The organism is Streptomyces sp. NPDC007863, from assembly GCF_040633895.1.
In the GTDB taxonomy this organism is placed as follows: Bacteria; Actinomycetota; Actinomycetes; order Streptomycetales; family Streptomycetaceae; genus Streptomyces.
Map to the genome: position 1 here is coordinate 57,358 of NZ_JBEYEI010000012.1, position 25,765 is coordinate 83,122.

Sequence of the window (25,765 nt, forward strand, 5' to 3'; positions counted from 1 at the left end):
CCCCCGGCCGTCAATGGCGCCCTCTCGACCCTCAGGAGGGGGCACACACTATGGCACTCACCCGAACCCGGGCGGCGGCCCGAAGACGGCGCTGGACCGCCGTACTCGGCGCCACCGCCCTCGCGTTCGCGGCCGGCGGCGCGCTCGCCGCCCCGGCGCAGGCGACCGGCGCCGGACTCTCGGTGGAATTCCCCACCCGCTGCGTCCCGCCGCCCATCGCGGGCATCCCGCCCATCGAGGGCGTCACCACCGCCGTGATCTCGGTCGACAACGCCAGCCCCAAGGTCGGCGACACGGTGAGCGTGACCTACGCGATCACCAAGCCCGCCGCGTCGAACCCGGTGGACCTCGCGCTCCCGGCCGACATCCTCACCCCCACCGGCAAGGTCGTCCTCGGCGGCGCGCAGACCGGCACGGTCAGCGTCACCGGACCCAAGAAGAACCCGCCGGTCCCCGGCAAGGGCGCCTTCCCCGGCTTCTCCATGACCGGCACCTTCACGGTCACCGCCCCCGGCGCGATCACCCTCTCGCCGGGCGACTACAACATCCACACCAGCTACATCATGGAGCTGGACACCCCCTGTACGGTCCTCAACCCGCCCGCCCCCGTCTCCGAGACGGTCCAGGCCGGCGACCAGACCGTGCCCAACGAGCGGACCCTGGAACTCGGCGCCGCCTCCGGCGCCCCCGGCGTCCGGGTCACCGTCACGGGGGCCAAGTTCACCCCGCTCAGCGAGGTGACCGTGGCCGCCAGGGCCGGCGCGGCGGAGACCGCCGACCGGATGACCGTCACCACCGACAGCGAGGGCGGCTTCGTCGCCCGGCTCAAGGTGAACGACCTCGCCACCACCGGGATCGTCGCCTACGAGGGCGGTGTCTGGAACGCGGAGAAGGGCGCCGGACCCCTCCCGTACCAGGTGATCGACGACACCCCGACCCCGCCGAACAGCCAGAAGATCACGGCCACCGTCCAGGCGGGCGAACTCTCCATGACCCAGGCCGGTGACGCCGTCGCCCTCTCCGCGGTCGACTTCGGCCAGGGCGGCGCCGCCACCGGAGCCCTTCAGACGGTGACGGTCAAGGACTTCCGCGGCGGCCCCGCCGGCTGGTCCGTGACCGGCAAGGTCACCGACTTCACCGGACCGGGCGGCGCCATCGGCGCCGACAAGCTCAGCTGGACCCCCGCCTGCGTCGCCAAGGAGGGCAGCCCCAGCGCCTGCACGGCCGGCTCCGCCGGACCCGTCGGCGCCGGCGCCACCCTCGCCTCCACGGCGAACGGCACGGTCACCGGCGGCGAGTTCACCGTCGACGCCGGACTCTCGCTGGACGTCCCGGCGTTCACCGCGCCCGGCGGCTACGCGGGCGTGCTGACGCTGACCCTGTCCTGACGGCGGCCGACGGGCCGGCCGGGCGCACCCCCCGGCCGGCCCGTCGGCGCCCCCCATCCGCCCCTCCCGACCGCACCCCCGGGGGTCCGCACCGTGCGACGCAAGCTGTACGTCCTCCTCCTGAGCGCCGCCCTGCCGCTCCTCGGGGCCCCGGCCGCCCACGCCGCCGAGAACGGCGAATGGGCCGTCTACCCGGCCGCCGCCCGGCTCGGCGAACGCCCCTACTACGTCCTCACCGCCGACCCCGGCGCCACCCTCCGCGACAAGGTGACCGTCGCCAACAAGACCGCCGCCCCGCTCACCTTCCGGCTCTACGGCGCCGACGCCTACAACACCGAGCGCGACGGCGGCTTCGCCGTGCGCACCCTGAAGGAGGAGCAGACCGGCGCCGGCGCCTGGATCGAGCCCGAGCGGACCACGGTCACCGTCCCGCCGCGCTCCGCCGTCACCGTCCCCTTCACGCTCACCGTCCCCGCCGACGCCGACCCCGGCGACCACCCCGGCGCGCTCGTCGCCCTCGACGAGCGGATCACCCCCGCGGGCGGCGGCAGCGTCGCGATGGGCGTCCAGAAGGCCGTCGCCGCCCGCGTCTACCTCAAGGTCAGCGGCCCCGCCGTGCCCGCCCTCGCCGTCGAGGACGTCACCCTGGAGCAGGACCGGCCGCTCGTCCCCGGCACCCGCGACGGCACCGCCCTCGTCACGTACACCCTCCACAACCGCGGCAACGTCACGCTCAACCCCAAGGTCGTCCTCAGCGCCGAGGGCCTCTTCGGGCGGACCCTGCTCGAACGCGACCTCGACCGGGTGCCCGCCGAGCTGCTGCCCCGGCAGAAGATCCGGCTCACCGAGCGGTGGACCGGCTCGCCGCAGCTCGACTGGGGCGAGGTGACCCTCACCGCCACCGCGAAGGACGTCCGCGAGAGCGCCGCCGTCTCCTTCCTCGCGGTGCCCTGGCTCGCCGCCGCGGTGCTCGCGCTGGGGGCCGCCGGAGGCCTCACGGGGTGGCGGATCCGGCGCCGCCGGGCCCGGCGGGGGCACTGAGTGCGTGACCGGGCCGCGCATCGGGGACAATGGCCCCCATGAGCGTGCGCCGTGAAGAGACCGATGAGAACACCGCCCCCCACCGGGCGGGCTTCGCCTGCTTCGTCGGGCGCCCCAACGCGGGCAAGTCCACCCTCACCAACGCTCTGGTCGGCCAGAAGGTGGCGATCACCTCCAACCGCCCCCAGACCACCCGGCACACCGTGCGCGGCATCGTGCACCGCCCGGACGCCCAGCTGATCCTGGTCGACACCCCGGGCCTCCACAAGCCGCGCACCCTCCTCGGCGAGCGGCTCAACGACGTCGTCCGCACCACCTGGGCCGAGGTCGACGTCATCGGCTTCTGTCTGCCCGCCGACCAGAAGCTCGGCCCCGGCGACCGCTTCATCGCCAAGGAGCTCGCCGAGATCAAGAAGACCCCCAAGGTCGCCATCGTCACCAAGACCGACCTGGTCGACTCCAAGACCCTCGCCGAGCAGCTGATCGCCATCGACCAGCTCGGCCGCGAGCTCGGCATCGAGTGGGCGGAGATCGTGCCGGTCTCCGCCGTCGGCGACAAGCAGGTCCAGCTCGTCGCCGACCTGCTCATCCCGCTGCTGCCGAAGTCCCCGCCGCTCTACCCGGAGGGCGACCTCACGGACGAGCCGGAGCAGGTCATGGTCGCCGAGCTGATCCGCGAGGCCGCGCTCGAAGGCGTCCGCGACGAGCTGCCGCACTCCATCGCGGTCGTCGTCGAGGAGATGATCCCCCGCGAGGGCCGCCCCGCCGACCGGCCGCTGCTCGACATCCACGCCAACGTGTACATCGAGCGCCCCAGCCAGAAGGGCATCATCATCGGCCCCAAGGGCAGCCGCCTGAAGGAGGTCGGGATGAAGTCCCGCAAGCACATCGAGGCCCTCCTCGGCACCCCGGTCTTCCTCGACCTGCACGTCAAGGTCGCCAAGGACTGGCAGCGCGACCCCAAGCAGCTCCGCCGCCTGGGCTTCTGACCGTCGACCTTTCCGGGGGCGGCGTGCCAGCATGACGCGGTGACGCGCATCAGCAAGGGGGAGAGCCTGCCGGACCCCGGGCAGGAGTGGCGGATCGAGGGCGTCGGCAAGGATCCGGATCCGGGATCGGGAGCGGGTCCGGGTCCGGGATCGGACGCGGGATGGGGCTGGGATACGGGCTCCGTCGCGGACGGCGCCTCCGCCGGAGCCGGCGACCCGGCTCCGCGCCGGATCGACCCCGCGGCCGGCGGCAGGTGGGCGGAGCTGATCGCCCCCTCGCCCGTCCCGTCCGCCCGGGTGGCCGCAGCCGCCGGGACCCTCGGCGGGCAGTTCGACGACATCGTGTACGTCGGCAGGGGCGGCGCCAAGTTCACCATGGAGGAGAAGGTCCCGCCCGGTTACGTCCTGGTCGAGTTCGGGTGGACGGGGCCGGGGTACCTCATCCTGGACTCCATCGACTGGAACGGCAGGGAGGCCGTCGGTTTCGGCGGCACGCTTCCGGCCGGCCGGTTCGCGCAGCGGGTGATGTGGTGCGACAACCTGTACCCACTGCGCTTCCGCCTGCGGTGCGGCGACCACGACGAGTGGGCGATCGTGATCCGGTCCGTGGCCGGCGTGCGCGAGCTCGGTGAGGGCGCCACGGGGCGGGGCAGCGAGGTGCTGCTCCACACCGGCCCCGCCGGTGAACTGCGCTCCCGGCTGCGCCCGGCGAAGGCCGACGCGTCCCTGGACGTCAAGGGCCACAAGCCGCGCCGCCCCGACACCCCCGCCACGTACCCGGACACGCTGGCGAGCCTTTTCGGCCGGCGCCTGGAGGACAGCCGGAAGCTGGCCGAGGGGCCGCTGCTCGTGGAGGTCCTGAAGGCCGAGGGCGAATGGTCGCTCGACATCGGCCCCGTCCGCCCCCCGGAGGAGAAGAAGTCCGGTTTCTGGGCCCGCCTGCTCGGCCGCTAGCTCACGCGCCTTCCTTGAGGACCCTCGTCACGAGGGTCCGCTGGGCGTCCGTGAGGTGCGGGTCGGCGCACCGCACCGTCCGGCCGTCGACCGTGATCTCGTACGAGAAGCCGTCCGGGACGCCCCGGGCGGCTTCCGGCGCCGCGAGGACGGCGGAGGCCAGGGACTCCCACTCGGGGCCCGAGACCTCCACCTCCGCCGACCGCTCGATGCCCGCGAAACCACCGGTGCGCCGCACTCGAATCCGCATGGGCCCTGTCTACCAGCCCGGCTCAGTCGGTGGGTACGCCCACGGCCGCCCACGCCTTCGTCACGGCCTGGATCTCCGCCGCGTCGCCGTACCGCGCCTTCGCCGCCGCCACCGTGGCCGCCGCGAACTCGGCGAAGCGGGTCTCGGGGGTGAGGGTGCCGCCGGTCATCACGTCGTACCAGATCCGACCGGCCCGGTCCCAGGCGTGGCCGCCGAGCTCGGTCGCCACCAGGTAGAACGCGTGGTTGGGGATGCCGGAGTTGATGTGCACCCCGCCGTTGTCCCGGCTGGTGCGCACGTAGTCGTCCATGTGGGCGGGCTGCGGGTCCTTGCCGAGGACGTCGTCGTCGTACGCGGTCCCCGGCGCCTTCATGGAGCGCAGCGCCGTCCCCTCCACGTCCGGGTGGAAGAGGCCCTCGCCGATCAGCCAGTCGGCCTGGTCGGCGGTCTGGCCGAGCGCGTGCTGCTTCACCAGCGAGCCGAAGACGTCGGAGACGGACTCGTTGAGCGCGCCGGACTGGCTGAAGTACTCCAGGTTCGCCGTGTACTGGGTGAAGCCGTGCGCCAGCTCGTGGCCGATGACGTCCACGGGGAGGGTGAAGTCGAGGAAGATCTCGTCGTCGCCGTCGCCGAACACCATCTGCTCGCCGTTCCAGAAGGCGTTGCCGTACTTCTCGTCGTAGTGGACGGTCGCGAGCAGCGGCAGCCCGGCGCCGTCCATGGAGTCGCGCCCGAAGGCGTCCCGGAAGAGCGCGAAGGTGGCGCCGAGGCCCGCGTAGGCGCGGTTGACGGTGGCGTCGGCCGTCGCCTCCTCGCCCTCGTCGCGGACCTTCACCCCGGGCAGGGCGGTACGGCGCTGGGCGTCGTACACGGTCCGGCGCGGGGTCGCGGGCTCGGCGGGCGCGCCGGCGGGGGCGACGGCCGCGCGGGGCAGGACCCGGGCGGTACGGGCCGAGGCGTCGGCGATCAGGGTGCGGCGGGCGGCGGCCGCGACGGCGGGGTTTCCGGAGGCCGCCAGGTGCTCCAGGAGGTGGGGCGGCACGATCGTGCAGAAGGGGGAGGTCATACCCGGCAATGTGGCACTGGGCGACGGCGGTGTCACGAGAAGTGACAGGGATTGGCGAAATGGAGTGATGAGTCACCTTTCGGTCTTGACGACACCGCCGTCCCGCATACTGAAACAGGACGTCCGCCTTCCCCGGTCCTGGGCTATGGTGACGCACATCATGCGTTTCGGGCTGCTTCTCCTTAGCTGCCGCGGCGAGGGCCTGTAGTCGTAGGCCGACCCCCTCCCCGCGGGTTTCGGTGTTGCGTTCGACAGTCGGCCGTCCCCCCGAAGGACCCGAGGAGCCCTACGCAATGTCCCAGTCTCCGTTCGTCAGCCGGCCCACGCCGATCACCAACGCGACGCACACGCAGAAGCCGTCCGGGATGCCGATCCACAAGTACGGCCGGTACGAGGCCGTCGAGATCCCCGACCGCACCTGGCCCGAGCAGCGGATCACCAAGGCCCCCCGCTGGCTGTCGACCGATCTGCGCGACGGCAACCAGGCCCTGATCGACCCGATGTCCCCGGCCCGCAAGCGCGAGATGTTCGACCTGCTCGTACGCCTGGGCTACAAGGAGATCGAGGTCGGCTTCCCGTCCTCCGGCGAGACCGACTTCGCCTTCGTGCGCTCCATCATCGAAGAGGGCGCGATCCCGGACGACGTCACCATCTCCGTCCTGACCCAGGCCCGCGAGGACCTGATCGAGCGGACCGTGGAGTCCCTGGTCGGCGCCCACCGCGCCACCGTCCACCTGTACAACGCCACCGCGCCGACCTTCCGCCGGGTCGTCTTCCGCGGCTCCAAGGACGACATCAAGCAGATCGCCGTCGACGGCACCCGCCTGGTGATGGAGTACGCCGAGAAGCTGCTGGGCCCGGAGACCACCTTCGGCTACCAGTACAGCCCGGAGATCTTCACCGACACCGAGCTGGACTTCGCCCTGGAGGTCTGCGAGGCCGTCTGCGACGTGTGGCAGCCCGGCCCCGGCCGCGAGATCATCCTCAACCTGCCCGCGACCGTGGAGCGTTCGACGCCCTCCACCCACGCGGACCGCTTCGAGTGGATGTCCCGCAACCTGACCCGCCGCGAGCACGTCTGCCTGTCGGTCCACCCGCACAACGACCGCGGCACCGCCGTCGCCGCCGCCGAGCTGGCCATCATGGCCGGCGCCGACCGCATCGAGGGCTGCCTGTTCGGCCAGGGCGAGCGGACCGGCAACGTCGACCTGGTCACCCTGGGCATGAACCTCTTCAGCCAGGGCGTCGACCCGCAGATCGACTTCTCGCAGATCGACGAGATCCGCCGCACCAGCGAGTACTGCAACCAGATGGAGGTCCACCCGCGCCACCCCTACGCGGGCGACCTGGTCTACACCGCCTTCTCCGGCTCCCACCAGGACGCCATCAAGAAGGGCTTCGACGCCATGGAGGCCGACGCGGCCGCCCAGGGCAAGACCGTCGACGACATCGAGTGGGCCGTCCCCTACCTGCCCATCGACCCGAAGGACGTCGGCCGCTCCTACGAGGCCGTCATCCGGGTCAACTCGCAGTCCGGCAAGGGCGGCATCGCCTACGTCCTGAAGAACGACCACAAGCTGGACCTGCCCCGCCGGATGCAGATCGAGTTCTCCCGGATCATCCAGGCCAAGACCGACGCCGAGGGCGGCGAGGTCACCCCGGCGGCGATCTGGTCCGTCTTCCAGGACGAGTACCTGCCCAACCCGGAGAACGCCTGGGGCCGCATCCAGCTGCGCTCCGGCCAGTCCACCTCGGACACGGACGGCACCGACACGCTGCGCGTCGAGGCGGTCGTCGACGGCGTCGACACCGTCCTGACCGGTTCCGGCAACGGCCCGATCTCCGCCTTCTTCGACGCCCTGCAGTCGGTCGGCGTGGACGCCCGCCTGCTGGACTACCAGGAGCACACCATGAGCGAGGGCGCCTCCGCGCAGGCCGCCTCGTACATCGAGTGCGCCATCGACGGGCGCGTCCTGTGGGGCATCGGCATCGACGCCAACACCACCCGCGCCTCCCTGAAGGCGGTCATCTCGGCGGTCAACCGCTCCGCCCGCTGACCTCGCGCGCACACGGCGCCCCGCCCCTCCGACCGGGGGGCGGGGCGCCGTCGTATGTGAGGTGTGTCACGGTTTCAGGTTCGCTTAAGGAAGATCATGCGGACATGACGGAATCGGTGCCATATGGGGGCAGTTGACGGCACATCACGGTCTGGCGGATGGTACGGACCATCCCACCTCCGTACTCCCTGACCTGGAGTTCCGCATGCGCACGTCCGCTGCCGTGGCCACCGTCCTCGCGGTGACCGGAGCCGCCCTCGCCTGGGCCCCCACCGCTTCCGCCGCCGGCACCGAGTGTGCCGTCGATCCGCTCGGCACCGCCGGGCTGTACGCGGAGTTCGTGGAGAAGGACTCGGTGCGGCACGCGGACTCCGAGGGCGCGGTGGCCGTCGGCGGCGACGCGGCCTTCGGCACGGCGAACCGGTCCGGCTTCTCGGTCGGCTCCCGCCTCACCGACGCCGACCTCGCCCGGCTGCCCGGCGGGCACAGCCTCGTCGTCGGCGGCACCCTCAAGGCCAACGGCGTGGTCCTGGTGAAAGGTTCGGGCACGGCCGGCAAGGTCGTGGACGCCTCCGCCGGGGACGGCGGCTTCGGCGTCGACGGCCCCATCGCCGAGGGCCCGTCCCCGGTCGACTTCGGCGCCGAGTTCGCGAAGCTGCGGACCCTCTCGGCCGGCTGGGCGGGCGAGCGGCCCAACGGCGAGACGGCCGGCGGCCAGGACGGCCGGAGCCTCTACCTCACCGGCGCCGACGCGGAGCTGAACGTCTTCGCCCTGAGCGCCGCCGACCTGGAGAAGGCCGGCGAGATCTACCTCAAGGTCCCGGTGGGCTCCTCCACCCTCGTGAACGTCATCGGCGCCTCGTACGACATGACCGCCAAGCCCACCTCCGGCGTCTGGATCTCGGAGGGCGGCGCCTACGTCCAGGACGACTACGACCGGCACACCGACGGCCACAAGAGCATCCGCTCCAAGCTGCTGTGGAACTTCCCGCAGGCCGAGACCGTCACGAAGAACTCCTCCGCCTGGCCCGGCGCGATCCTCGCGCCCCGCGCCGCCGTCACCATGACCAGCGGCCACATCAACGGCTCCCTCATCGCCGAGTCCCTGGACACCGCCCCCGGCGCCGAGACCCACCAGATGAACTTCACCGGCTGCCTGCCCCGGGTGACCACCCCCGGACCGGTCGTCACCCCCGAGACGCCCAAGCCGACCGACACCCCGGCGCCCAGTGCGACGCCGTCCACCACCGCGCCCGCCCCCGAGGGCACCGGCAGTCCCTCCGCCACCCCCTCCGGGCAGCCGTCGGCCACCCCCTCCGGCACCCCCGCCGGGAGCACCGCGCCCCCGGCCGCCCCCGAGGAGACCGAGGAGACCGAGGAGACCGAGGAGACCGAGGAGACCGGGGCTGCCCCCGCTCCCTCCGCGACCACCCCGGAGGGTGATCTCGCGACGACCGGTTCGGCCATCGGGCCCGGTGTCATCGGCGCGGCCGTCGGCGCCCTGCTGCTCGGCGGAGGCTTCCTGGCCTTCGCGAAGCGGCGCCGCCGGGCCTGAAACCCCGGCGTCATGTCTCGGCCATCTCCGGTGCGAAGTACGGACGAGGTGCTGACGTCACATCAAGGATGTGGCTAACATCACGCCAACGCACCGGCAGTGCAGCCGGGCCGTTGAGGAGGTGCGCGTGCGTTCTGCCAGGAAAACACGTGGTGGGAAGCTGACCGTCTGCGGGATCCGCACCTCCTGGAACACCATCGGCGACGGCGAGTTCTTCTGCGAGGAGTGCGGCGGCGACCGCAACTACCGACGGCGCACCGGCCGCCGCCGGTTCGCCGTCCTCGGCGTCCCGCTGGTGCCCCGGGGCTGTACCGGGCCGGTGGTGGAGTGCGCCGCCTGCCAGACCCGCTTCGGCACCGAGGTCCTGGAGCGGCCCACCACCGGCCGGTTCTCCGCCATGCTGCGGGACGCCGTCCACACCGTCGCCCTCGCCGTCCTCGCGGCCGGCGGCACCGGCTCCCGCGAGGTCCTCGACCGGGCCGTGCACGCCGTCCGCTCCGCCGGATACGCCGACTGCACGGCCGTCCAGCTCGTCGACCTGGTCGAGGCCCTGGAGGCGGACACCGGGCGCTTCATGCCCGAGATCAACCCCGAGGGCGCCCTCCTCGCCATCGAGATCCACGAGGCCGTCGCCCCGCTCACCCCGCACCTGGAGCCGGCCGGCCGGGAGGCGCTGCTCCTCCAGGCGGCCGGGATCGCGCTGGCCGACGGCGGCTACAGCCCGGCCGAACAGGAGGTCCTGGGCACCGTGGGCACGGCGCTCGGCCTGCCGCCCGAGGACGTCCTGCGGCTGCTCGCCACCGCGCGCACGGTCTCCTGACCTCCGGGCCTACGGCACGATGTTCTGGTTCAGCCGGAACACGTTGTCGGGGTCGTAGCGGCGCTTCACCTCGCGCAGCCGCGCGTAGTTCTGCCGGTAGTTGACCCGGACCCGGTCCTGGTCGTCGGTGTCCATGAAGTTCACGTATCCGCCCGCCTCGGTGTGCGGGCGCAGGGCGGCGTCGTAGGCGCGGGTCCAGGCCACGTTCGCGGCCGTGCCGGACGGGTCGGTCCAGGTGGCGCCGAGGGAGTGCGAGACGTCCGCGTCCCGGTAGGCGAAGGCGGTCTCCTCCGGACCGGTCCGGTGGCAGGCCCCGTCGATCGGGAAGAGCGCGGTGTCCGACTCCATGGTCGGCATGGTCGCGCCGTACTCGGCGTGCGCGGCGGCGGCCCCGGCGGTCACGCCGTGGCTGAAGTGCCCCTTCCAGTAGTGGTACAGCCCGGCGGGCAGCTGCTCGTCGAAGAGGGTGTTGATCACCGGGTACGGCATCCGCTCCAGGAACCGGCCCACGACCGGGCCCAGCGAGTCCAGGAGCGCCAGGGCCTTGCCGTCGGATGCGGGCGGGCCGCTGGAGCAGGTGAACGCGGCGCAGATCGGGCGCCCGTGCCAGCGCTCCGGCAGGAACGGTTCCTCGGGGCCGAGGGCCAGCACCATGATGATGTTCAGCTCCTCCGGCGCGGCGGTGGCGGCCTCGTACCAGGCGCGGATCACCGCAGGGTCCAGCGGATAGCAGGTCATCCCGCCGAACACCTCGGCCAGCGGGTGCAGCCGGTAGCGGAACTCGGTCACCACTCCGAAGTTCCCGCCGCCGCCGCGCAGCGCCCAGAACAGGTCGGGCCGATGCTCGGCGTCGCAGGAGACGAGGGTGCCGTCGGCGGTGACGACCTCCGCGCCGATCAGGTTGTCGCAGCTCAGGCCGTACCGGCGGGCGAGGTGGCCCATGCCGCCGCCGAGGGTCAGCCCGGCGATGCCGGTCGTGGAGATCACCCCGCCGGTGGTGGCGAGCCCGAAGGCGTGGGTGGCGTGGTTGAAGTCGCCCCAGGTGGCGCCGCCGCCGGCCCGGGCCGTCCGGGCCTCCGGGTCGACCCGTACCTCCCGCATCGGGGAGAGGTCCACCACCAGGCCGTCGTCGACCGTGCCGAAGCCGGCGACCGAGTGGGCGCCGCCGCGCACCGCGAGCGGGAGCGCGTGCTCCCGCGCGTGGCGGACGGCCGCGATCACGTCGCCGGCGTCGACGGCGTGGACGACGACGGCCGGCCGGCGGTCGTGCAGGGCGTTGTAGACCCGCCGGGACGCCTCGTACGAGGGGTCGCCGGGGGTGACGACGGTGCCGCGCACGGCACCGCGGAGCGCGTCCAGGGTCTCCGTCGAAGTGGTCATGCTCCCGGTGTACGCGGCCGGGCCCGGCGGCCGCGTCGCCCGTACCGCCCATTTCCGGGGCGCCGCCGGATGGGCCGTTCAGACCAGGCCGTGCGCGTAGGCGTAGGCGGTCGCGGCGGAGCGGGAGGAGACGCCCAGCTTGGCGAAGATGTTGTTGAGGTGCCGGGCGACCGTGTGCTCGCTGATCACCAGAGCGCGGGCGACGCCCTTGTTCGTGGCGCCGCCGGCGACGAGCCGCAGCACCTCGGCCTCCCGGGCGGTCAGTCCGCCCGGCAGCCGGCGCCGGGCGGCCGCCGAGAGCAGCGCGGCGGCCCGGCGGGCGTCGGGAGCGGCCCCGAGCCGCTCGAAGCCGTCCCGGGCGAAGGCGAGTTCGAGCCGGGCGGCCTCCTCGTCCCCGGCCGCCCGGTCGGCCGCCGCGACCAGCATCCGGGTCTGCGCCGCCTCGTACGGCACCCGCAGCCGCAGCCAGCCGTCGAGGGCCCGCCGCAGCACCGGCAGCGCCGCCACGGGGTCCTCGGCCAGGGCCACCGCGCCGGTCGCCGTGTCGGCGAGGGCGCGCAGCAGCGGCACGTCACCGGCGAGGGCGTCGAGCTCGGCCGCCGTACCGGCCGCGTCCCGTACCGCTCCGACGGCGAGGGAGACCTCGGTGGCGGCGGCGAGGAGCCGGGCCCGGGCCAGCGGGCCGCGGTGGGTGTCCTGGCAGGCGAGCGCGAGCCGCAGCCCGGCCGCCGCCGCGTCGGCGTGGCCCTGGGCGAGCCGCAGCAGGGCGAGCCCCGGCTGGGGGAGCAGGCCCAGCTCGTGGGCGTGGGAGTAGGAGCGGGCGGCCTCGTCGAGCCGGCCCTGGCGGCGCTGGACGTCGCCGGCGGCGCGGTAGGCGGTGGCCGCCGACTCCAGGCAGTCCACCGGCACCTCCCGGCAGGCCCGCCGGGCCTCCTCCTCGGCCGCGGGCCAGTCGCCGAGCAGGTCGAGGACCTCGACCCGGTGGGCCCGGCAGACCCCGCGGAAGGGGTTCTCGCCGTCGTCGGTGCCGGCGCACCACTCCATCGCGGTACGGGTCCATTCCACGGCCCGGCCGAAGTCGGCGGTCTCCATGCACTGGGTGAGGGCCAGGCAGTACAGCCAGCCGGTGAAGAGGCCGCTCAGCTCGCCGGCCTCGGCCGCGCACATGGCCTCGTCGAGGAGCGCCAGCCCCTCGGCGCGGCGGCCCTGGGCGAGCAGGGCGGCGGAGGCGGCCTGGCGGCTGAGGGCGAGGAGGTCGGGGCTGCCGGAGCCTTCGGCGAGCCGGGTCAGGCGGGCGGTCGCGGCGAGCGCGGCGGTCCCGTCGCCGCGGGCGGTGGCCTCCTCGGCGTCGGTCCAGGCGAGGAAGGACTGCTCGGGGCAGGGCGGCAGCCCGTCCAGGTGGTGGCGGGCGCGGTGCAGCCAGCCCGCGGCGACGGCGGGCCGGCCCAGGCCGGCGTACTCGTAGTGGAGCCACCAGGCGTCCATCCCGGCGCCCCGGTGGTCGCCGGCGGCGACGTGGGCGGAGTGCGCCCGCAGCCGGGCGGCGACGGACTCGTCGAGGTGCCCGGACCACCAGGCGGCGTCGGAGAGCGCGTCGAGGTCCTCGGCGGTCAGCGCCTGGTCGGGGTGCCGGTCGCAGGCGTGCAGCAGCGCGTACGCCTCGGCCCAGGCCTCGCGGGCCACGGCGTCCCGGGCCCGCCCGGCCCGGTCGATCACGGGTGCGGACACGTGCCTCACCCCTTCCGGTCCCTCCAGCCTAGGACCGGACGCGGGGAGGGGGCACCCGGTGGGTGCCCCCTCCCCGTGCGGTGGTGTGCCGGGTCAGTCGATCGCGCCGCTCGCGCGGAGCATGTCCTCGCGCTCGACGATCTTCACGCGCTCGCGCCCCTGCGGCTCGCCCAGCGCCTTCTCGGCGGCGTCGAGCGCGTACCAGCCCTCCCAGGTGGTGTAGGTGACGCCCTTGCCCTCCAGGAAGGCGACGACCGCGTCGGTCTCCGGGCTGGCCGGGGTGAGGAGCCGGCCGGCGGCGAAGTCCTCCAGGAGGTTCGCGACGGTCTCGTTGGCGTCGCCCTTGGTGTGGCCGATGAGGCCGACCGGGCCGCGGCGGATCCAGCCGGTGACGTAGGTGGAGGCCATGTGCTCCTCGCCCTCCATCACGCGGCCGCCCTGGTCCGGGACGGTGCCGCTGACGGTGTCCCAGGGCAGCTTGGGCAGCTCGTCGGAGAGGTAGCCGACGGCGCGGTAGACGGACTGGACGTCCCAGTCGGTGGTGACGCCGGTGCCCTTCACGTTGCCGGTGCCGTCGAGCTCGGTGCGCTCGGTGCGCAGGCCGACGACCTCGCCGTTCTCGCCGAGGATCTCGACGGGGGACTCGAAGAAGTGCAGGAAGAGCTTGTGCGGGCGGTCGCCGGCGTCGCGGATCGCCCAGTTCTCCAGGGTCTTGGCGACCATGTCGGTCTGCTTGTTCTTGCGCCGCTCGGCGATCGAGCCCTCGTCGTAGTCGATGTCCTCGGGGTTGACGATGACCTCGATGTTCGGCGAGTGGTCGAGCTCGCGCAGCTCCATGGGGCTGAACTTCGCCTGCGCCGGGCCGCGGCGGCCGAAGACGTGGACCTCGACGGCCTTGTTGGCGGCCAGGCCCTCGTGGACGTTGGCCGGGATCTCGGTCGGCAGCAGCTCCTCGGCGGTCTTGGCGAGGATGCGGGCGACGTCGAGGGCGACGTTGCCGACGCCGAGGACGGCGACCTTCTCGGCGGACAGGTCCCAGGTGCGCGGGACGTCCGGGTGGCCGTCGTACCAGGAGGCGAAGTCGGCGGCGCCGAAGGAGCCGTCCAGCTCGACGCCGGGGATCCTCAGCTCGCGGTCGAACATGGCGCCGGTGGAGAAGACCACCGCGTCGTAGAAGGAGCGCAGGTCGTCGAGGTGGACGTCGGTGCCGTAGTTCACGTTGCCGAAGAGGCGGACCTGCGGCTTGTCGAGGACCTGGTGGAGGGCGGTGATGATGCCCTTGATCCGCGGGTGGTCGGGGGCGACGCCGTAGCGGATGAGGCCGAAGGGGGCCGGCATCCGCTCGAAGATGTCGATGGACACGCCCGGCTCGGTGGCGGTGTCGGACTTCAGCAGCGCGTCGGCGGCGTAGATGCCGGCGGGGCCGGCGCCGACGATCGCGACCCGGAGGGGGCGGGGCATGACTGGTTCCCTTCGCAAGCGGGGTGCGGCGGAGCCGCCGACACTTAGGCCACCCTAATTAACCCCGAACGGGAAGTGGTACCCGACCCTGGTCTATGCCCCCATAAGGCAGGCTTATGACTTCTCAAAGTCCATCGGGGGAGCTGAACGAGACCACGGCCAGCAGCACGAGCGCGAGGGTGCACACGAATCCGCAGAGGAGCAGGAAGCCGCCGGCGACGGTGTTCACGAACCGGGTGAACGGCACCGACGGCACGAGCACGTCCGCCGGGTCCTCCGGCGGGTAGTAGGCGGTGATGGCCGCACCGGCCGGGCCGTGCAGGAAGCCCCGGTAGTCGCCGGTCCCGTCGGGGTAGATGTACGCGCCCCGCGTCGTGGCCCGGGTGGCGACCACCTCGACCCCGTGCCGCTCCAGCCACCGTTCGCGCCGGCTGCGCCCGACCCCGTACGCGCCGAAGCCGGCGGCCAGCCAGCCGATGCCGCCCACCGGGATCTCCACGATGACGATGTCCCAGTGGCCCAGCGACCCGGCGACCACCGCGAGCGCGATCAGCGCGAGCAGGTGGCCGAGGACGCCCCACAGGAGCCGGCGGCGGAACCTGTCCCGCCACGTCGGGGCCAGCGAGCGGATCACCGCGAAGCGGGTGCCGTCGACGTCGTCGCTGTCCGTCCGGTTGGCGAGCAGCTCGTTGATCGTGTCGGCGAAGAGGACCGCCCCGTCCGGGTCGACGTCGTCGATCCGGTGGACGCGCGGGGTCGCCCCGGCTTTCGCCCGCAGTTCGATCAGGACGGTCCGCCCCTCGGCGCGTATCCGGCCGAGGCCGTCGGCGGTGAAGGTGATCTGCTCCGTCGGGAGGTCGAGGACCAGGCCGCCGTCTTCGGCGGACAGGGCGGTCCTGTCCCGGCCCACGAGCACCGGGAGCGAGGCGATGGGTATCGGCATGGGCGTGATCGTAAAGCCGGGTACGGGTCCTGGTCAGCCCCTCGCCGCGGCCACCGCGATCACCGAGAACACCGCGAACACCGCCAGGGCGAGCAGCAGGACGGTGACCGCGACCGGCTTCCAGGGGACGCCGGGCGCCGCGGGGGCTTCGGCGGGTTCCGGCGGGCCGGGCGTGCGGGTGGTGACGAGCGCGGCGCCGTCGGGGGCCGGGTCCGCGGGGAGCGCGGCCGTCACGGCCTCCCCGAAGGCGAGCGCGGCGGCCTCGTCGACCCCGGTGACGCGGTAGATCGTCGGCTCGTTCGCGCCCGAGGCCGTCAGGACGATCGCGAGCGAGCTGCCCTCGGCGTGGACGAAGGAGATCGCCGCCAGCGGTATGTGGTGTTCCTTGTCCGGCCGGTGCAGGGTGACCGGCCCGCCCGCGAAGTGGAGAACCGATTCGCCACCGCGCAGGACCAGGGAAGGGGTGGCCGTCATCGTCCGCGTTCCTCCGCCGCCGTCGGTCGGTCCCGGGGCGCCTCCGGGCGACAGGGCGGCGCTCCCTCGCCGATCGTAGGGGCACCGGCCCGCCCCGCACCACGTCCGGTCCCCGGAAGCCGCCCCGACGGGGCCGCCCCGCGCGCTCCCTTCGCGCGCCCCCGGCGTGCGCCGGAGCGAAAACCGAAGGCTCCGGGAACAATTCCACGACGCTCCGGGACGACAGTTCGACAATCCTCCGGATTTACGGGACTTCAGCGATTCCACGACCGACCCGACGGCCGCGAATCGAATCATCCGCTCGAACATCCCGCCCCCGGTGGCGTGCGGGAACGTCCCGAACTCCCTTGGTGCGTCCGACGATTCTACGGAGCACGGGTCACCCGGGAGTGGGGAAGCGGGAAATGGATTCAGAAAGGCATACGTTGGTGAAGGAAGACACCAGAAGAGAACGACCACGGGGGAAGTCGGAGCGAGCGCGGCGCGCGGAGCCGGAATTGCGCGGGAACGGCCCGGAGGGAATCCCCTCCGCCCGGACCCCGCCGCGGCCGGCCCCGCCGCTCCGCCGTCCCCTCGGCCGCTCGTTCGCAAGGGACACCGCACGGTGGCCCGGTCGGCGCACCCCGCCGGCCCGGGGCCGCCGGGGAGGAGGGCCGGTCATGGCACTGCAGATCGGTGCGTACGTCGTGGAGATCCGCACCGGACGGGTCGCGAGAGTGATGGGCCACGAGGGCCCGTACGTCCAGATCCGCCCGCTCGGCGGCGGCCGCGAGTGGGACGTGGCCCCCGAGGAGGTCCGCGAGGCCACCTCCGCGGAGCGCCTCAGCGCCGCCACCGCCCACGCCAACGCCCGCAGCCGCGGCGAGGTCCCCTGAAGACGGGCGGCCCGCGCCGCCACCCGCGTACGGGAGAATGGGGCCCATGAGTCTGTTCCGTGACGACGGCGTCGTGCTGCGCACCCAGAAACTGGGCGAGGCGGATCGCATCATCACGATCCTCACGCGCGGCCACGGGCGGGTGCGGGCCGTCGCGCGCGGGGTACGGCGGACCAAGTCGAAGTTCGGGGCCCGGCTCGAACCCTTCTCCCACGTCGACGTGCAGTTCTTCGCCCGGGGCAGCGAACTGGTCGGCCGCGGCCTGCCGCTCTGCACGCAGAGCGAGACCATCGCCGCGTACGGCGGCGGCATCGTCACCGACTACGCCCGCTACACCGCCGGCACCGCCATGCTGGAGACCGCGGAGCGCTTCACCGACCACGAGGGCGAGCCGGCCGTCCAGCAGTACCTCCTGCTCGTCGGCGGACTGCGGACCCTCGCCCGCGGCGAGCACGCCCCCCACCTCATCCTCGACGCCTTCCTCCTGCGCTCCCTCGCCGTCAACGGCTACGCGCCCAGCTTCTCGAACTGCGCGAAATGCGGACTCGACGGCCCCAACCGCTTCTTCTCGGTCGCCGCGGGCGGCGTCATATGCGGCGACTGCCGGGTGCCCGGAAGCGTCGTACCCTCGGCGGAGGCCATCGGCCTGCTCAGCGCCCTGCTCACCGGCGACTGGGCGACGGCGGACGCGTGCGAGCCGCGTCACGTCAGGGAGGGCAGCGGACTCGTGTCCGCCTATCTGCACTGGCACCTGGAGCGCGGCCTGCGCTCCCTGCGGTACGTAGAGAAAAGCTAGGAGAGACCACGTCATGGCCATCGCACGACTCCTCGGGCGCCAGCGTCGGGAGTACAGCACCCCCGAGCCGCACCCGTCCGGCGCCCGCCCGCCGAAGCTCCAGGCCGAGCTCGTGCCGCGGCACGTCGCGATCGTCATGGACGGCAACGGCCGCTGGGCCAAGGAGCGCGGACTGCCCCGCACCGAGGGGCACAAGGTCGGCGCCGAGCAGGTGCTCGACGTGCTCCAGGGCGCGATCGAGATGGGCGTCGGCGCGATCTCGCTCTACGCCTTCTCCACCGAGAACTGGAAGCGCTCCCCCGAGGAGGTGCGCTTCCTGATGAACTTCAACCGCGACTTCATCCGCAAGACCCGCGACCAGCTCGACGAGCTCGGCATCCGGGTCCGCTGGGTGGGCCGCATGCCCAAGCTGTGGAAGTCCGTCGCCAAGGAGCTCCAGGTCGCCCAGGAGCAGACCAAGGACAACACCAGGCTCACGCTGTACTTCTGCATGAACTACGGCGGCCGGGCCGAGCTCACGGACGCCGCGCAGGCGCTCGCCGAGGACGTGAAGGCGGGCCGCCTCGACCCGGCGAAGATCACCGAGAAGACGATCCAAAGGTACCTGTACTACCCGGACATGCCGGACGTCGACCTCTTCCTGCGCCCCAGCGGCGAGCAGCGCACCTCCAACTACCTGATCTGGCAGAGCGCGTACGCCGAGATGGTCTTCCAGGACGTGCTGTGGCCCGACTTCGACCGCCGCGACCTGTGGCGCGCCTGCGTCGAGTACGCCCAGCGCGACCGCCGCTTCGGCGGCGTCGACCCGGCCGACCTCGCCGTCCTCGACAAGGCGTGACCGCCCGCGTCACGGGGTGACGCTACGATCCGGCGCGTGAACGGGACAACCGACGACTCCGCGCTCCACGACCGGGTCGAGCTCGCCTACCCCGCCCTCCCCGCCGATGTCCGCGAGGCGGTGCGCGTCAGCCTGGGGGCCGCCGTCTGGTGGCGGGTCCTGCGGGGAGCCGCGTACGGCTCGGCGGCCCTCGCCTTCCTGATCGTCGCCCTGGAACTGCTGCTCCCGGGCGACCCGGACGCGGGGACCGTCGCCAAGATGGCCGGGCTCGGCACCGCCGCGGTCGTCGTGGTCCGGCTGATGGTCCGGGCCGTCGCCCGGACCGTCCTGCGGGCCGCCCGCGCCCAGGGCGGGGAGGCCCGGGCCGTCGTCGACGCCGAGGGCGGCCGGTGGACCTCCCGCGACACCGAGACCGTCGTCCGCTGGGCGATGCTGACCCGGTACGTGGAGACCGAACGGCTCTTCGTCCTGCTCATCCCGCGCCGGGCCGGCACCGGCTTCGCCTACCTGCCCAAGCACGGCCTCGCCGACCCGGCCGACGCCGACCGGCTCCGGGCCCTCCTGGACAGGCACAGCCGCCGCGTGTGACCTGCGCGCGGGGCCCGCACCGGAAGATCCGGTGCGGGCCCCACGCGGGTCGGGTCACTTCGCCGCGCACTCCGCGCAGGTACCGAAGATCTCGACGGTGTGCGCCACGTTCACGAAGCCGTGCTCCGCCGCGACCGTCTCGGCCCACTGCTCCACCATCGGGCCCTCGACCTCGACGGCCTTGCCGCAGGAGCGGCAGACGAGGTGGTGGTGATGGTCGTCGGACGAGCAGCGGCGGTAGACCGTCTCGCCGTCGCTGGTGCGCAGCGCGTCCACCTCGCCCGCGTCCGCCAGCGACTGGAGGGTGCGGTAGACGGTCGTCAGCCCGACGGAGTCGCCGCGGTGCTTGAGCATGTCGTGCAGCTCCTGGGCGCTGCGGAACTCGTCCACCTCGCTCAGCGCGGCCGACACGGCGGCGCGCTGCCTGGTCGAGCGCCCGCGTACGGGGGGTCCTGCCGTCGCCACGGGGGCCTCCTTGATGTATCCGTTGCCCCCGCCATTCTGCCAGTCCCGCCTGTGCCGGGTCAGACCCTGACGTCGTCCGCCGGCTTGCGTCCCGCCGGGACCGTGCTGTCGCAGCCGTCCACGGCGGCCGCGGCGGCGGCGGCCCGGGCCCGCCGTCGGGCGAGCGGAGCGGCGAGGAGGGTGAGGAGGACGAAGACGCCGATCGCGTAGAGGACGATGGTGGCGCCGGGGGGGACGTCCTGGTAGTAGGACGTGACCGTGCCGGCCAGGGTGACGGTGATGCCCGTCGCCACGGCGAGCACGAAGGTGGCCCGGAAGGACTTCGTCAGCTGCTGGGCGGCGGCGACCGGGACCACCATCAGCGCGCTGACCAGGAGCAGGCCGACGACCCGCATGGCCACCGTGACGGTGACGGCGGCGGTGACCGCGATCAGCAGGTTGAGCAGCCGCACCGGCAGTCCGGTGACCCGGGCGAACTCCTCGTCCTGGCTGACCGCGAAGAGCTGCCGGCGCAGGCCGACGGTCACGAGGACCACGAAGGCGGCGAGCAGCGCGATCGCGGTGATGTCCTCCGGCGAGACCGTGGAGAGCGAGCCGAAGAGGTACGAGCTGAGGTTGGCGTTGGAGCCGGTCGGCGAGAGGTTGATCAGCAGCACACCGCCGGCCATGCCGCCGTAGAAGAGCAGGGCGAGCGCGAGGTCGCCGCGGGTCTTGCCGTACGCCCGGATCAGCTCCATGGCGACGGAGCCCACGACGGCGACGAGGGTCGCCATCCACACCGGGCTGGAGTTGAGCAGGAAGCCGAGGCCCACGCCCGTCATCGCCACGTGGCCGATGCCGTCGCCCATCAGCGCCTGGCGTCGCTGGACGAGGTAGATGCCGACGGCGGGGGCGGTGATGCCGACGAGGACGGCCGCGAGGAGCGCCCGCTGCATGAAGGCAGGTTCGAGGAAGTCCATGGTCAGGTCAGCAGTCCCGTGCGGAGCGGCTCTCCGGCCGCGTGGGGGTGGACGTGGTCGTGGCCGGGCAGCGCGTGCTGCCCGAGGGCCTCGGGCGGCGGGCCGTCGTGGACGACGCAGCCGTCGCGCAGGACGACCGCGCGGTCGATGAGGGGCTCCAGCGGGCCGAGCTCGTGGAGGACGAGGAGGACCGAGGTGCCGCCGGCGACCTGCTCGCGCAGGGTCGCGGCGAGGATCTCCTGGCTGGCGAGGTCGACGCCGGCCATCGGCTCGTCCATGATCAGCAGTTCGGGTTCGGAGGCGAGCGCGCGGGCGATGAGGACCCGCTGGTGCTGGCCGCCGGAGAGCGCGGAGACGGAGTCCCCGGCGCGGTCGGCGAGGCCGACGAGGTCGATGGCCCGCTGGACGGCGGCCTTGTCGGCCCTGGTCGCCCAGCCGAACTTCCGGCGGGAGAGCCGGCCCGAGGCGACGACCTCGCGGATGGTGGCGGGGACGCCGGAGGCGGCGGTGGTGCGCTGGGGGACGTAGCCGACCCGGGCCCAGTCGCGGAACCGCTTCCGCTCGGTGCCGAACAGCTCGATGGTGCCGCCGGTCAGCGGCACCTGGCCGATGACCGCGCGGACGGCCGTGGACTTGCCGGAGCCGTTGGCGCCGAGCAGGGCGACGACCTCGCCGCGGTTCACGGTGAGGTCGACGCCGCGCAGGACGGGGCGGGCGCCGAGCGCCGCGGTGGCGCCGCGGACGGAGATGACGGGGTCGTCGTCGCGCACGGGGGAGTCCTCCTACTTGGCGCCGAGGGCGGTCTTGAGCGCGGCGAGGTTCGCCCGCATGACCTCGATGTAGTCATCGCCCTTGGACCGGTCCGTGATTCCCTCCAGCGGGTCGAGGACGTCGGTCTTCAGGCCGGTGTCCCGGGCCAGGGTCTTCGCGGTCTTGTCGCTCGCGAGGGTCTCGAAGAAGACGGTGGTCACCTTGTCCTCCTTCGCGACGTCCTGGAGCTGCTTGACGCGGGCGGGGCTCGGCTCCGACTCGGGGTCGACGCCGGTGATGCCCTCCTGGTCCAGGTGGTAGCGCTCGGCGAGGTAGCCGAAGGCGGAGTGGGTGGTGATGAAGGTGCGGGTCTCGGTGTTCTTGAGGCCCGTCTCGAACGCGGTGTCCAGGTCGCCGAGCTTCTTCACCAGGGCGGCGGTGTTCTTCTCGTAGTCGGCCGCGTGGTCCGGGTCGGCCTTCGCGAAGGCGGCGCCGACGCCCTTGGCGACCTCGGCGTACTTCACGGGGTCGAGCCAGACGTGGGGGTCGGTGCCGGCCTCGGAGCCGTGGTCGTGGCCCTCGTGGGACTCCTCCCCGGCGTGCTCCTCGCCCTCGTGGGCCTCGCCCTCGTGGTCGTGGCCCTCGCCGGTGCCGTGGGCTTCGAGGGTGGTGAGGGTGGCGGCGTCGACGGTGTGCTTCACGCCGGCCTGGGCGATGGCCTCGTCGACGGCGGGCTGGACGCCCTTGAGGTAGAGGAGGACGTCGGCGTCGGCGAGCTCGCCGATCTGCCGGGGCTTGAGCTCCAGGTCGTGGGGCTCGACGCCGGGCGCGGTCAGGGTCCGGACGGCCACGTGGCCGCCGCCTATCTGCTCGGCGAGGTACTGCACGGGGTAGAACGACGCGACGACGTCCAGCTTGCCGTCCGTCCCCTTGTCGGCGGCCGAGGAGTCCCCGCCGCAGGCGGTGAGGGTGACGAGACCGAGGGCGACGGCTCCGGCGACGGCGGTGGTGGGTATCAGACGGCGTACGTTCATGACACTCATTTTCAACAAAACTGGAAACGGTTGTCAATTGCCCGGGGCGGTTCCGGGGTGTGGTCCCGGCCACCCCGGAGCCACCGGCATACCGATTTGATACGGGCCCCATGGGCGCCGGTAACCTGTGGCATTCGCACTTCGTCGTCGTAATGAAGAGAGCACCGTGGCCGCCGACAAGATCGACACCATCGTCAGCCTGAGCAAGCGCCGTGGCTTCGTTTTCCCCTGCAGTGAGATCTACGGCGGTCAGCGAGCCGCCTGGGACTACGGGCACCTGGGCGTCGAGCTCAAGGAGAACATCAAGCGCCAGTGGTGGCGTTACATGGTCACCTCGCGCGAGGACGTCGTCGGCATCGACTCGTCGGTCATCCTGGCGACCGAGGTCTGGGAGGCCTCCGGTCACGTCGCGACCTTCACCGACCCGCTGACCGAGTGCACCTCCTGCCACAAGCGCTTCCGCGCCGATCACCTGGAGGAGGCGTACGAGGAGAAGCACGGCCGCCTCCCCGAGAACGGCCTCGCCGACCTCAACTGCCCCAACTGCGGCAACAAGGGCACCTTCACCGAGCCGAAGAACTTCTCGGGCCTGCTCTCCACCCACCTCGGCCCGACCCAGGACTCCGGCTCCGTCGCCTACCTGCGTCCCGAGACCGCCCAGGGCATCTTCACCAACTTCGCCCAGGTGCAGACGACGGCGCGCAAGAAGCCCCCGTTCGGCATCGCGCAGATGGGCAAGTCCTTCCGGAACGAGATCACTCCGGGCAACTTCATCTTCCGGACCCGCGAGTTCGAGCAGATGGAGATGGAGTTCTTCGTCAAGCCGGGCGAGGACGAGCAGTGGCAGGAGTACTGGATGCAGCAGCGCTGGAACTGGTACACCAACCTCGGCCTGCGCGAGGAGAACATGCGCTGGTTCGAGCACCCGCAGGAGAAGCTCTCCCACTACTCGAAGCGCACCGCCGACATCGAGTACCGCTTCTCCTTCGGCGGCAGCGAGTGGGGCGAGCTGGAGGGTGTCGCCAACCGCACCGACTACGACCTGAACGCCCACTCCAAGGCGTCCGGCGCCAACCTGACGTACCTGGACCAGGAGTCCGGCGAGCGCTACACGCCGTACGTCATCGAGCCCGCCGCCGGTGTCGGCCGCACCATGCTCGCCTTCCTCCTCGACGCCTACACCGAGGACGAGGCCCCCAACGCCAAGGGCGTCATGGAGAAGCGCGTCGTCATGCGCCTCGACCACCGCCTGGCCCCGGTCAAGGCCGCGGTCCTGCCGCTCTCCCGCAACGCGCAGCTCTCCCCGAAGGCCAAGGGCCTCGCGGCCGACCTGCGGCAGAACTGGAACATCGACTTCGACGACGCCGGCGCCATCGGCCGCCGCTACCGCCGTCAGGACGAGATCGGCACCCCGTACTGCATCACCGTCGACTTCGACACCCTCGAGGACAACGCGGTGACCGTGCGCGAGCGCGACACGATGAAGCAGGAGCGCGTCTCCCTCGACCAGATCCAGGGCTACCTGGCCACCCGCCTCATCGGCTGCTGACCTCGGTCGCACGCACGGGAAAGCCCCCGGTTCCGTACCCGGAACCGGGGGCTTTCCCGTGCGTACGTGGCTCAAGGCCGGCGCAGCGCTCGCAGGACCAGGGAGACGACGGCCTCGAAGGCGGCCTGGATGCCCGGGGTGGACCAGTCGGCGACGTGCACCGGGTCGTGGAAGCGGTCGGTGGCGTCGAAGACGGCCCGGGCGGTGGCGGCGACGTCAGGGGTCGGAGTGGCGAAGATCCCCTGTCGGATCCCGTCCGCGACGATGGCGGCGATCTGCTCCACCAGGTGCTCCACGTGCCGGTCGACCACCGCGCTGTTCTCTTCGAGGAGGACCAGGAACGTCGCCATCAGCTCCGGGTCACCGCCGGCCTTCTGCCGCTTGAGCGCGAAGAGGCGGTACAGCCAGCCGGACAGCCGCTCGTCGGCAGGGCCGGGACCCTTGGCGTACGGGCGGAGCTCGACCACGTTCCGCTCCAGCCACCGTTCCGTGACCGCCTCGCGCAGCGCCGCCTTGGTGCGGAAGTGGCGGTAGACGCTGCCGTGGCTCACGCCGAGGGCACGGGCCACGTCCACGACGGTCGCCTTCGCGGGGCCGTAGCGGCGCAGCACCTCCTCGGTGGCTTCGAGGATGCGCTCGGCGGTGAGGGTTTCGGTGGCGGCCATGGACCGACAGTACCCGTCAGTGCTCGCTGTCCAGGTGGGCCATCTGCGCGGCCGGGTAGCGCTCGCCCGCGGCGGCGCCCGCCGGGACGGCCTCCTCGATCGCGGCGAGGTCGGCGGCGTCGAGGGTGACGTCCAGGGCGCCGAGCGCCTCGGCGAGCCGGGTCCGGGTGCGGGCGCCGACCAGCGGCACGATGTCGTCGCCCTGCGCCAGGGCCCAGGCGATCGCGGTCTGCGCCACCGAGACGCCCTTGGCCTCGGCGACGGCCCGCAGCCGGTCCACGAGGGCGAGGTTGCGGTCCAGGTTCCCGCCCTGGAAGCGGGGGCTCATGCCGCGGAAGTCGCCCGGGGCGAGCGCCCGGTCGCGGGTGAAGTGGCCGCTGATCAGGCCGCGGGAGAGGACCCCGTACGCGGTGACGCCGATGCCCAGCTCGCGGGCGGCCGGCAGGATCTTCTCCTCGATGCCCCGGGAGATCAGCGAGTACTCGATCTGGAGGTCCGCGATCGGGGCGACGGCGGCGGCCCGGCGCAGGGTGTCCGCGCCGACCTCGGAGAGGCCGATGTGCCGGACGTGCCCGGCCTCGACCAGCTCGGCGATGGCGCCGACGGTCTCCTCGATCGGCACGTCGGGGTCGACGCGGGCGATCCGGTAGACGTCGATGTGGTCGGTGCCGAGCCGCTGGAGCGAGTACGCGGCGAAGTTCCTCACCGCGGCCGGACGGCCGTCGTAGCCGGTGAAGCCGCCCTCGACGGTGCGCAGCGCGCCGAACTTGACGCTGGTCAGGGCCTGCTCGCGGCGGCCGGCGGGGGCGGTGCGCAGCGCCTCGGCGATGAGCAGCTCGTTGTGGCCCATCCCGTAGAAGTCGCCGGTGTCGAGGAGGGTCACGCCGGCCTCCAGGGCCGCGTGGAGGGTCGCGATCGACTCGGCGCGGTCGGCCTCGCCGTACAGCGCGGACATGCCCATGCAGCCGAGGCCGAGCGCGGAGACGGCGGGGCCGGTGGTGCCGAGGGAGCGGGTGGGAAGCATGACGGTCTCCTGAGGGGAGGGAGGAGGGGTGCCCTACAACCATGACATGACCGATGACAGATTTCAATATCTGTCATCGGTCATTCGGCAGGGCGGGCCGGACCCGGAAAACCGGA

General features: G+C 72.8%; 25 protein-coding genes. 12 read left to right on the forward strand and 13 right to left on the reverse strand.

What is annotated here, in order from left to right; translation table 11 throughout:
* Positions 1-50 precede the first annotated feature (50 nt).
* The 4 genes from ABZ621_RS19925 (at position 51) to ABZ621_RS19940 (ending at position 4,372) form a co-directional block, all read left to right on the forward strand.
* On the forward strand, positions 51-1,388 hold the full coding sequence (locus ABZ621_RS19925; RefSeq protein ID WP_360606216.1) for a beta-xylosidase: 1,338 nt from the start codon (positions 51-53) through the stop codon (positions 1,386-1,388).
* Positions 1,389-1,481: 93 nt separating this feature from the next.
* A complete protein-coding gene (locus tag ABZ621_RS19930) occupies positions 1,482-2,429 on the forward strand; it encodes a DUF916 domain-containing protein (RefSeq protein ID WP_360606218.1) in 948 nt (315 codons plus the stop codon).
* Between the two features lie 38 nt (positions 2,430-2,467).
* A complete protein-coding gene (gene era, locus ABZ621_RS19935; protein WP_360606220.1) occupies positions 2,468-3,418 on the forward strand; it encodes a GTPase Era in 951 nt (316 codons plus the stop codon).
* Between the two features lie 39 nt (positions 3,419-3,457).
* A complete protein-coding gene (locus tag ABZ621_RS19940; RefSeq protein ID WP_360606222.1) occupies positions 3,458-4,372 on the forward strand; it encodes a hypothetical protein in 915 nt (304 codons plus the stop codon).
* A gap of 1 nt (position 4,373) precedes the next feature.
* Here ABZ621_RS19940 and ABZ621_RS19945 read toward each other — a convergent pair whose 3' ends face one another.
* The gene (locus ABZ621_RS19945; protein ID WP_360606224.1) at positions 4,374-4,622 is read right to left on the reverse strand and encodes a protealysin inhibitor emfourin; all 249 of its coding nucleotides are present in this window, start codon (positions 4,620-4,622) and stop codon (positions 4,374-4,376) included.
* Between the two features lie 22 nt (positions 4,623-4,644).
* Positions 4,645-5,688, reverse strand: a complete 1,044-nt coding sequence (locus ABZ621_RS19950) for a M4 family metallopeptidase (protein WP_360606226.1) — start codon at positions 5,686-5,688, stop codon at positions 4,645-4,647.
* A 293-nt stretch (positions 5,689-5,981) separates the two neighbouring features.
* Here ABZ621_RS19950 and leuA point away from each other — a divergent pair, with 293 nt between their 5' ends.
* From leuA to ABZ621_RS19965, 3 genes are all read left to right on the forward strand, one after another.
* On the forward strand, positions 5,982-7,745 hold the full coding sequence (gene leuA / locus ABZ621_RS19955; protein ID WP_360606228.1) for a 2-isopropylmalate synthase: 1,764 nt from the start codon (positions 5,982-5,984) through the stop codon (positions 7,743-7,745).
* 205 nt (positions 7,746-7,950) lie between these two features.
* Positions 7,951-9,300 (forward strand): choice-of-anchor A family protein, encoded by a 1,350-nt coding sequence (locus tag ABZ621_RS19960; RefSeq protein WP_360606230.1) that lies wholly within the window; start codon positions 7,951-7,953, stop codon positions 9,298-9,300.
* Positions 9,301-9,427: 127 nt separating this feature from the next.
* Complete coding sequence (locus ABZ621_RS19965) at positions 9,428-10,120, forward strand: TerB family tellurite resistance protein (protein WP_360606232.1); 693 nt, start codon at positions 9,428-9,430, stop codon at positions 10,118-10,120.
* 9 nt (positions 10,121-10,129) lie between these two features.
* Here the strand turns inward: ABZ621_RS19965 and ABZ621_RS19970 are convergent, their stop codons facing one another.
* The 5 genes from ABZ621_RS19970 to ABZ621_RS19990 form a co-directional block, all read right to left on the reverse strand.
* Complete coding sequence (locus ABZ621_RS19970; RefSeq protein ID WP_360606234.1) at positions 10,130-11,500, reverse strand: FAD-binding oxidoreductase; 1,371 nt, start codon at positions 11,498-11,500, stop codon at positions 10,130-10,132.
* A 78-nt stretch (positions 11,501-11,578) separates the two neighbouring features.
* Positions 11,579-13,228, reverse strand: coding sequence for a helix-turn-helix transcriptional regulator (locus tag ABZ621_RS19975; protein WP_360606236.1), 1,650 nt, complete (start codon positions 13,226-13,228; stop codon positions 11,579-11,581).
* A 93-nt stretch (positions 13,229-13,321) separates the two neighbouring features.
* Positions 13,322-14,689, reverse strand: a complete 1,368-nt coding sequence (locus tag ABZ621_RS19980; RefSeq protein ID WP_360606238.1) for an FAD-dependent oxidoreductase — start codon at positions 14,687-14,689, stop codon at positions 13,322-13,324.
* A gap of 124 nt (positions 14,690-14,813) precedes the next feature.
* Positions 14,814-15,632, reverse strand: coding sequence for a hypothetical protein (locus ABZ621_RS19985; RefSeq protein WP_360606240.1), 819 nt, complete (start codon positions 15,630-15,632; stop codon positions 14,814-14,816).
* Between the two features lie 33 nt (positions 15,633-15,665).
* The gene (locus ABZ621_RS19990) at positions 15,666-16,106 is read right to left on the reverse strand and encodes a hypothetical protein (protein WP_360606242.1); all 441 of its coding nucleotides are present in this window, start codon (positions 16,104-16,106) and stop codon (positions 15,666-15,668) included.
* A gap of 659 nt (positions 16,107-16,765) precedes the next feature.
* Between ABZ621_RS19990 and ABZ621_RS19995 the strand changes: the two genes are divergently transcribed.
* The 4 genes from ABZ621_RS19995 to ABZ621_RS20010 are packed head-to-tail and all read left to right on the forward strand — an operon-like array spanning position 16,766 to position 19,203.
* Positions 16,766-16,981: a hypothetical protein gene (locus ABZ621_RS19995; protein ID WP_169084979.1), complete on the forward strand. Its 216-nt coding sequence runs from the start codon at positions 16,766-16,768 to the stop codon at positions 16,979-16,981.
* A gap of 46 nt (positions 16,982-17,027) precedes the next feature.
* Positions 17,028-17,777: a DNA repair protein RecO gene (gene recO / locus ABZ621_RS20000; RefSeq protein WP_360606245.1), complete on the forward strand. Its 750-nt coding sequence runs from the start codon at positions 17,028-17,030 to the stop codon at positions 17,775-17,777.
* 13 nt (positions 17,778-17,790) lie between these two features.
* Positions 17,791-18,615, forward strand: a complete 825-nt coding sequence (locus ABZ621_RS20005) for an isoprenyl transferase (RefSeq protein WP_360606247.1) — start codon at positions 17,791-17,793, stop codon at positions 18,613-18,615.
* Positions 18,616-18,651: 36 nt separating this feature from the next.
* Positions 18,652-19,203, forward strand: a complete 552-nt coding sequence (locus ABZ621_RS20010; RefSeq protein WP_360606249.1) for a YcxB family protein — start codon at positions 18,652-18,654, stop codon at positions 19,201-19,203.
* A gap of 54 nt (positions 19,204-19,257) precedes the next feature.
* Here the strand turns inward: ABZ621_RS20010 and ABZ621_RS20015 are convergent, their stop codons facing one another.
* Genes ABZ621_RS20015 through ABZ621_RS20030 form a run of 4 tightly spaced genes read right to left on the reverse strand, consistent with a single transcriptional unit; the run spans position 19,258 to position 22,411 of the window.
* Positions 19,258-19,668 carry a Fur family transcriptional regulator gene (locus ABZ621_RS20015; RefSeq protein ID WP_360606251.1) on the reverse strand — a complete coding sequence of 137 codons (411 nt, stop codon included), beginning with the start codon at positions 19,666-19,668 and terminating at the stop codon, positions 19,258-19,260.
* Between the two features lie 59 nt (positions 19,669-19,727).
* Positions 19,728-20,627, reverse strand: a complete 900-nt coding sequence (locus ABZ621_RS20020; protein ID WP_360606253.1) for a metal ABC transporter permease — start codon at positions 20,625-20,627, stop codon at positions 19,728-19,730.
* Positions 20,628-20,629: 2 nt separating this feature from the next.
* Positions 20,630-21,397 carry a metal ABC transporter ATP-binding protein gene (locus ABZ621_RS20025; protein WP_360606255.1) on the reverse strand — a complete coding sequence of 256 codons (768 nt, stop codon included), beginning with the start codon at positions 21,395-21,397 and terminating at the stop codon, positions 20,630-20,632.
* A gap of 12 nt (positions 21,398-21,409) precedes the next feature.
* The gene (locus ABZ621_RS20030; protein ID WP_360606257.1) at positions 21,410-22,411 is read right to left on the reverse strand and encodes a metal ABC transporter substrate-binding protein; all 1,002 of its coding nucleotides are present in this window, start codon (positions 22,409-22,411) and stop codon (positions 21,410-21,412) included.
* Between the two features lie 166 nt (positions 22,412-22,577).
* Here ABZ621_RS20030 and ABZ621_RS20035 point away from each other — a divergent pair, with 166 nt between their 5' ends.
* Entirely contained in the window at positions 22,578-23,960 is a 1,383-nt protein-coding gene (locus tag ABZ621_RS20035) for a glycine--tRNA ligase (protein WP_360606259.1), read from the forward strand.
* A 71-nt stretch (positions 23,961-24,031) separates the two neighbouring features.
* Here ABZ621_RS20035 and ABZ621_RS20040 read toward each other — a convergent pair whose 3' ends face one another.
* Together ABZ621_RS20040 and ABZ621_RS20045 are read right to left on the reverse strand one after the other, a co-directional pair.
* Positions 24,032-24,625, reverse strand: a complete 594-nt coding sequence (locus ABZ621_RS20040) for a TetR family transcriptional regulator (protein ID WP_360606261.1) — start codon at positions 24,623-24,625, stop codon at positions 24,032-24,034.
* Between the two features lie 16 nt (positions 24,626-24,641).
* A complete protein-coding gene (locus ABZ621_RS20045) occupies positions 24,642-25,649 on the reverse strand; it encodes an aldo/keto reductase (RefSeq protein WP_360606263.1) in 1,008 nt (335 codons plus the stop codon).
* Positions 25,650-25,765 lie beyond the last annotated feature (116 nt).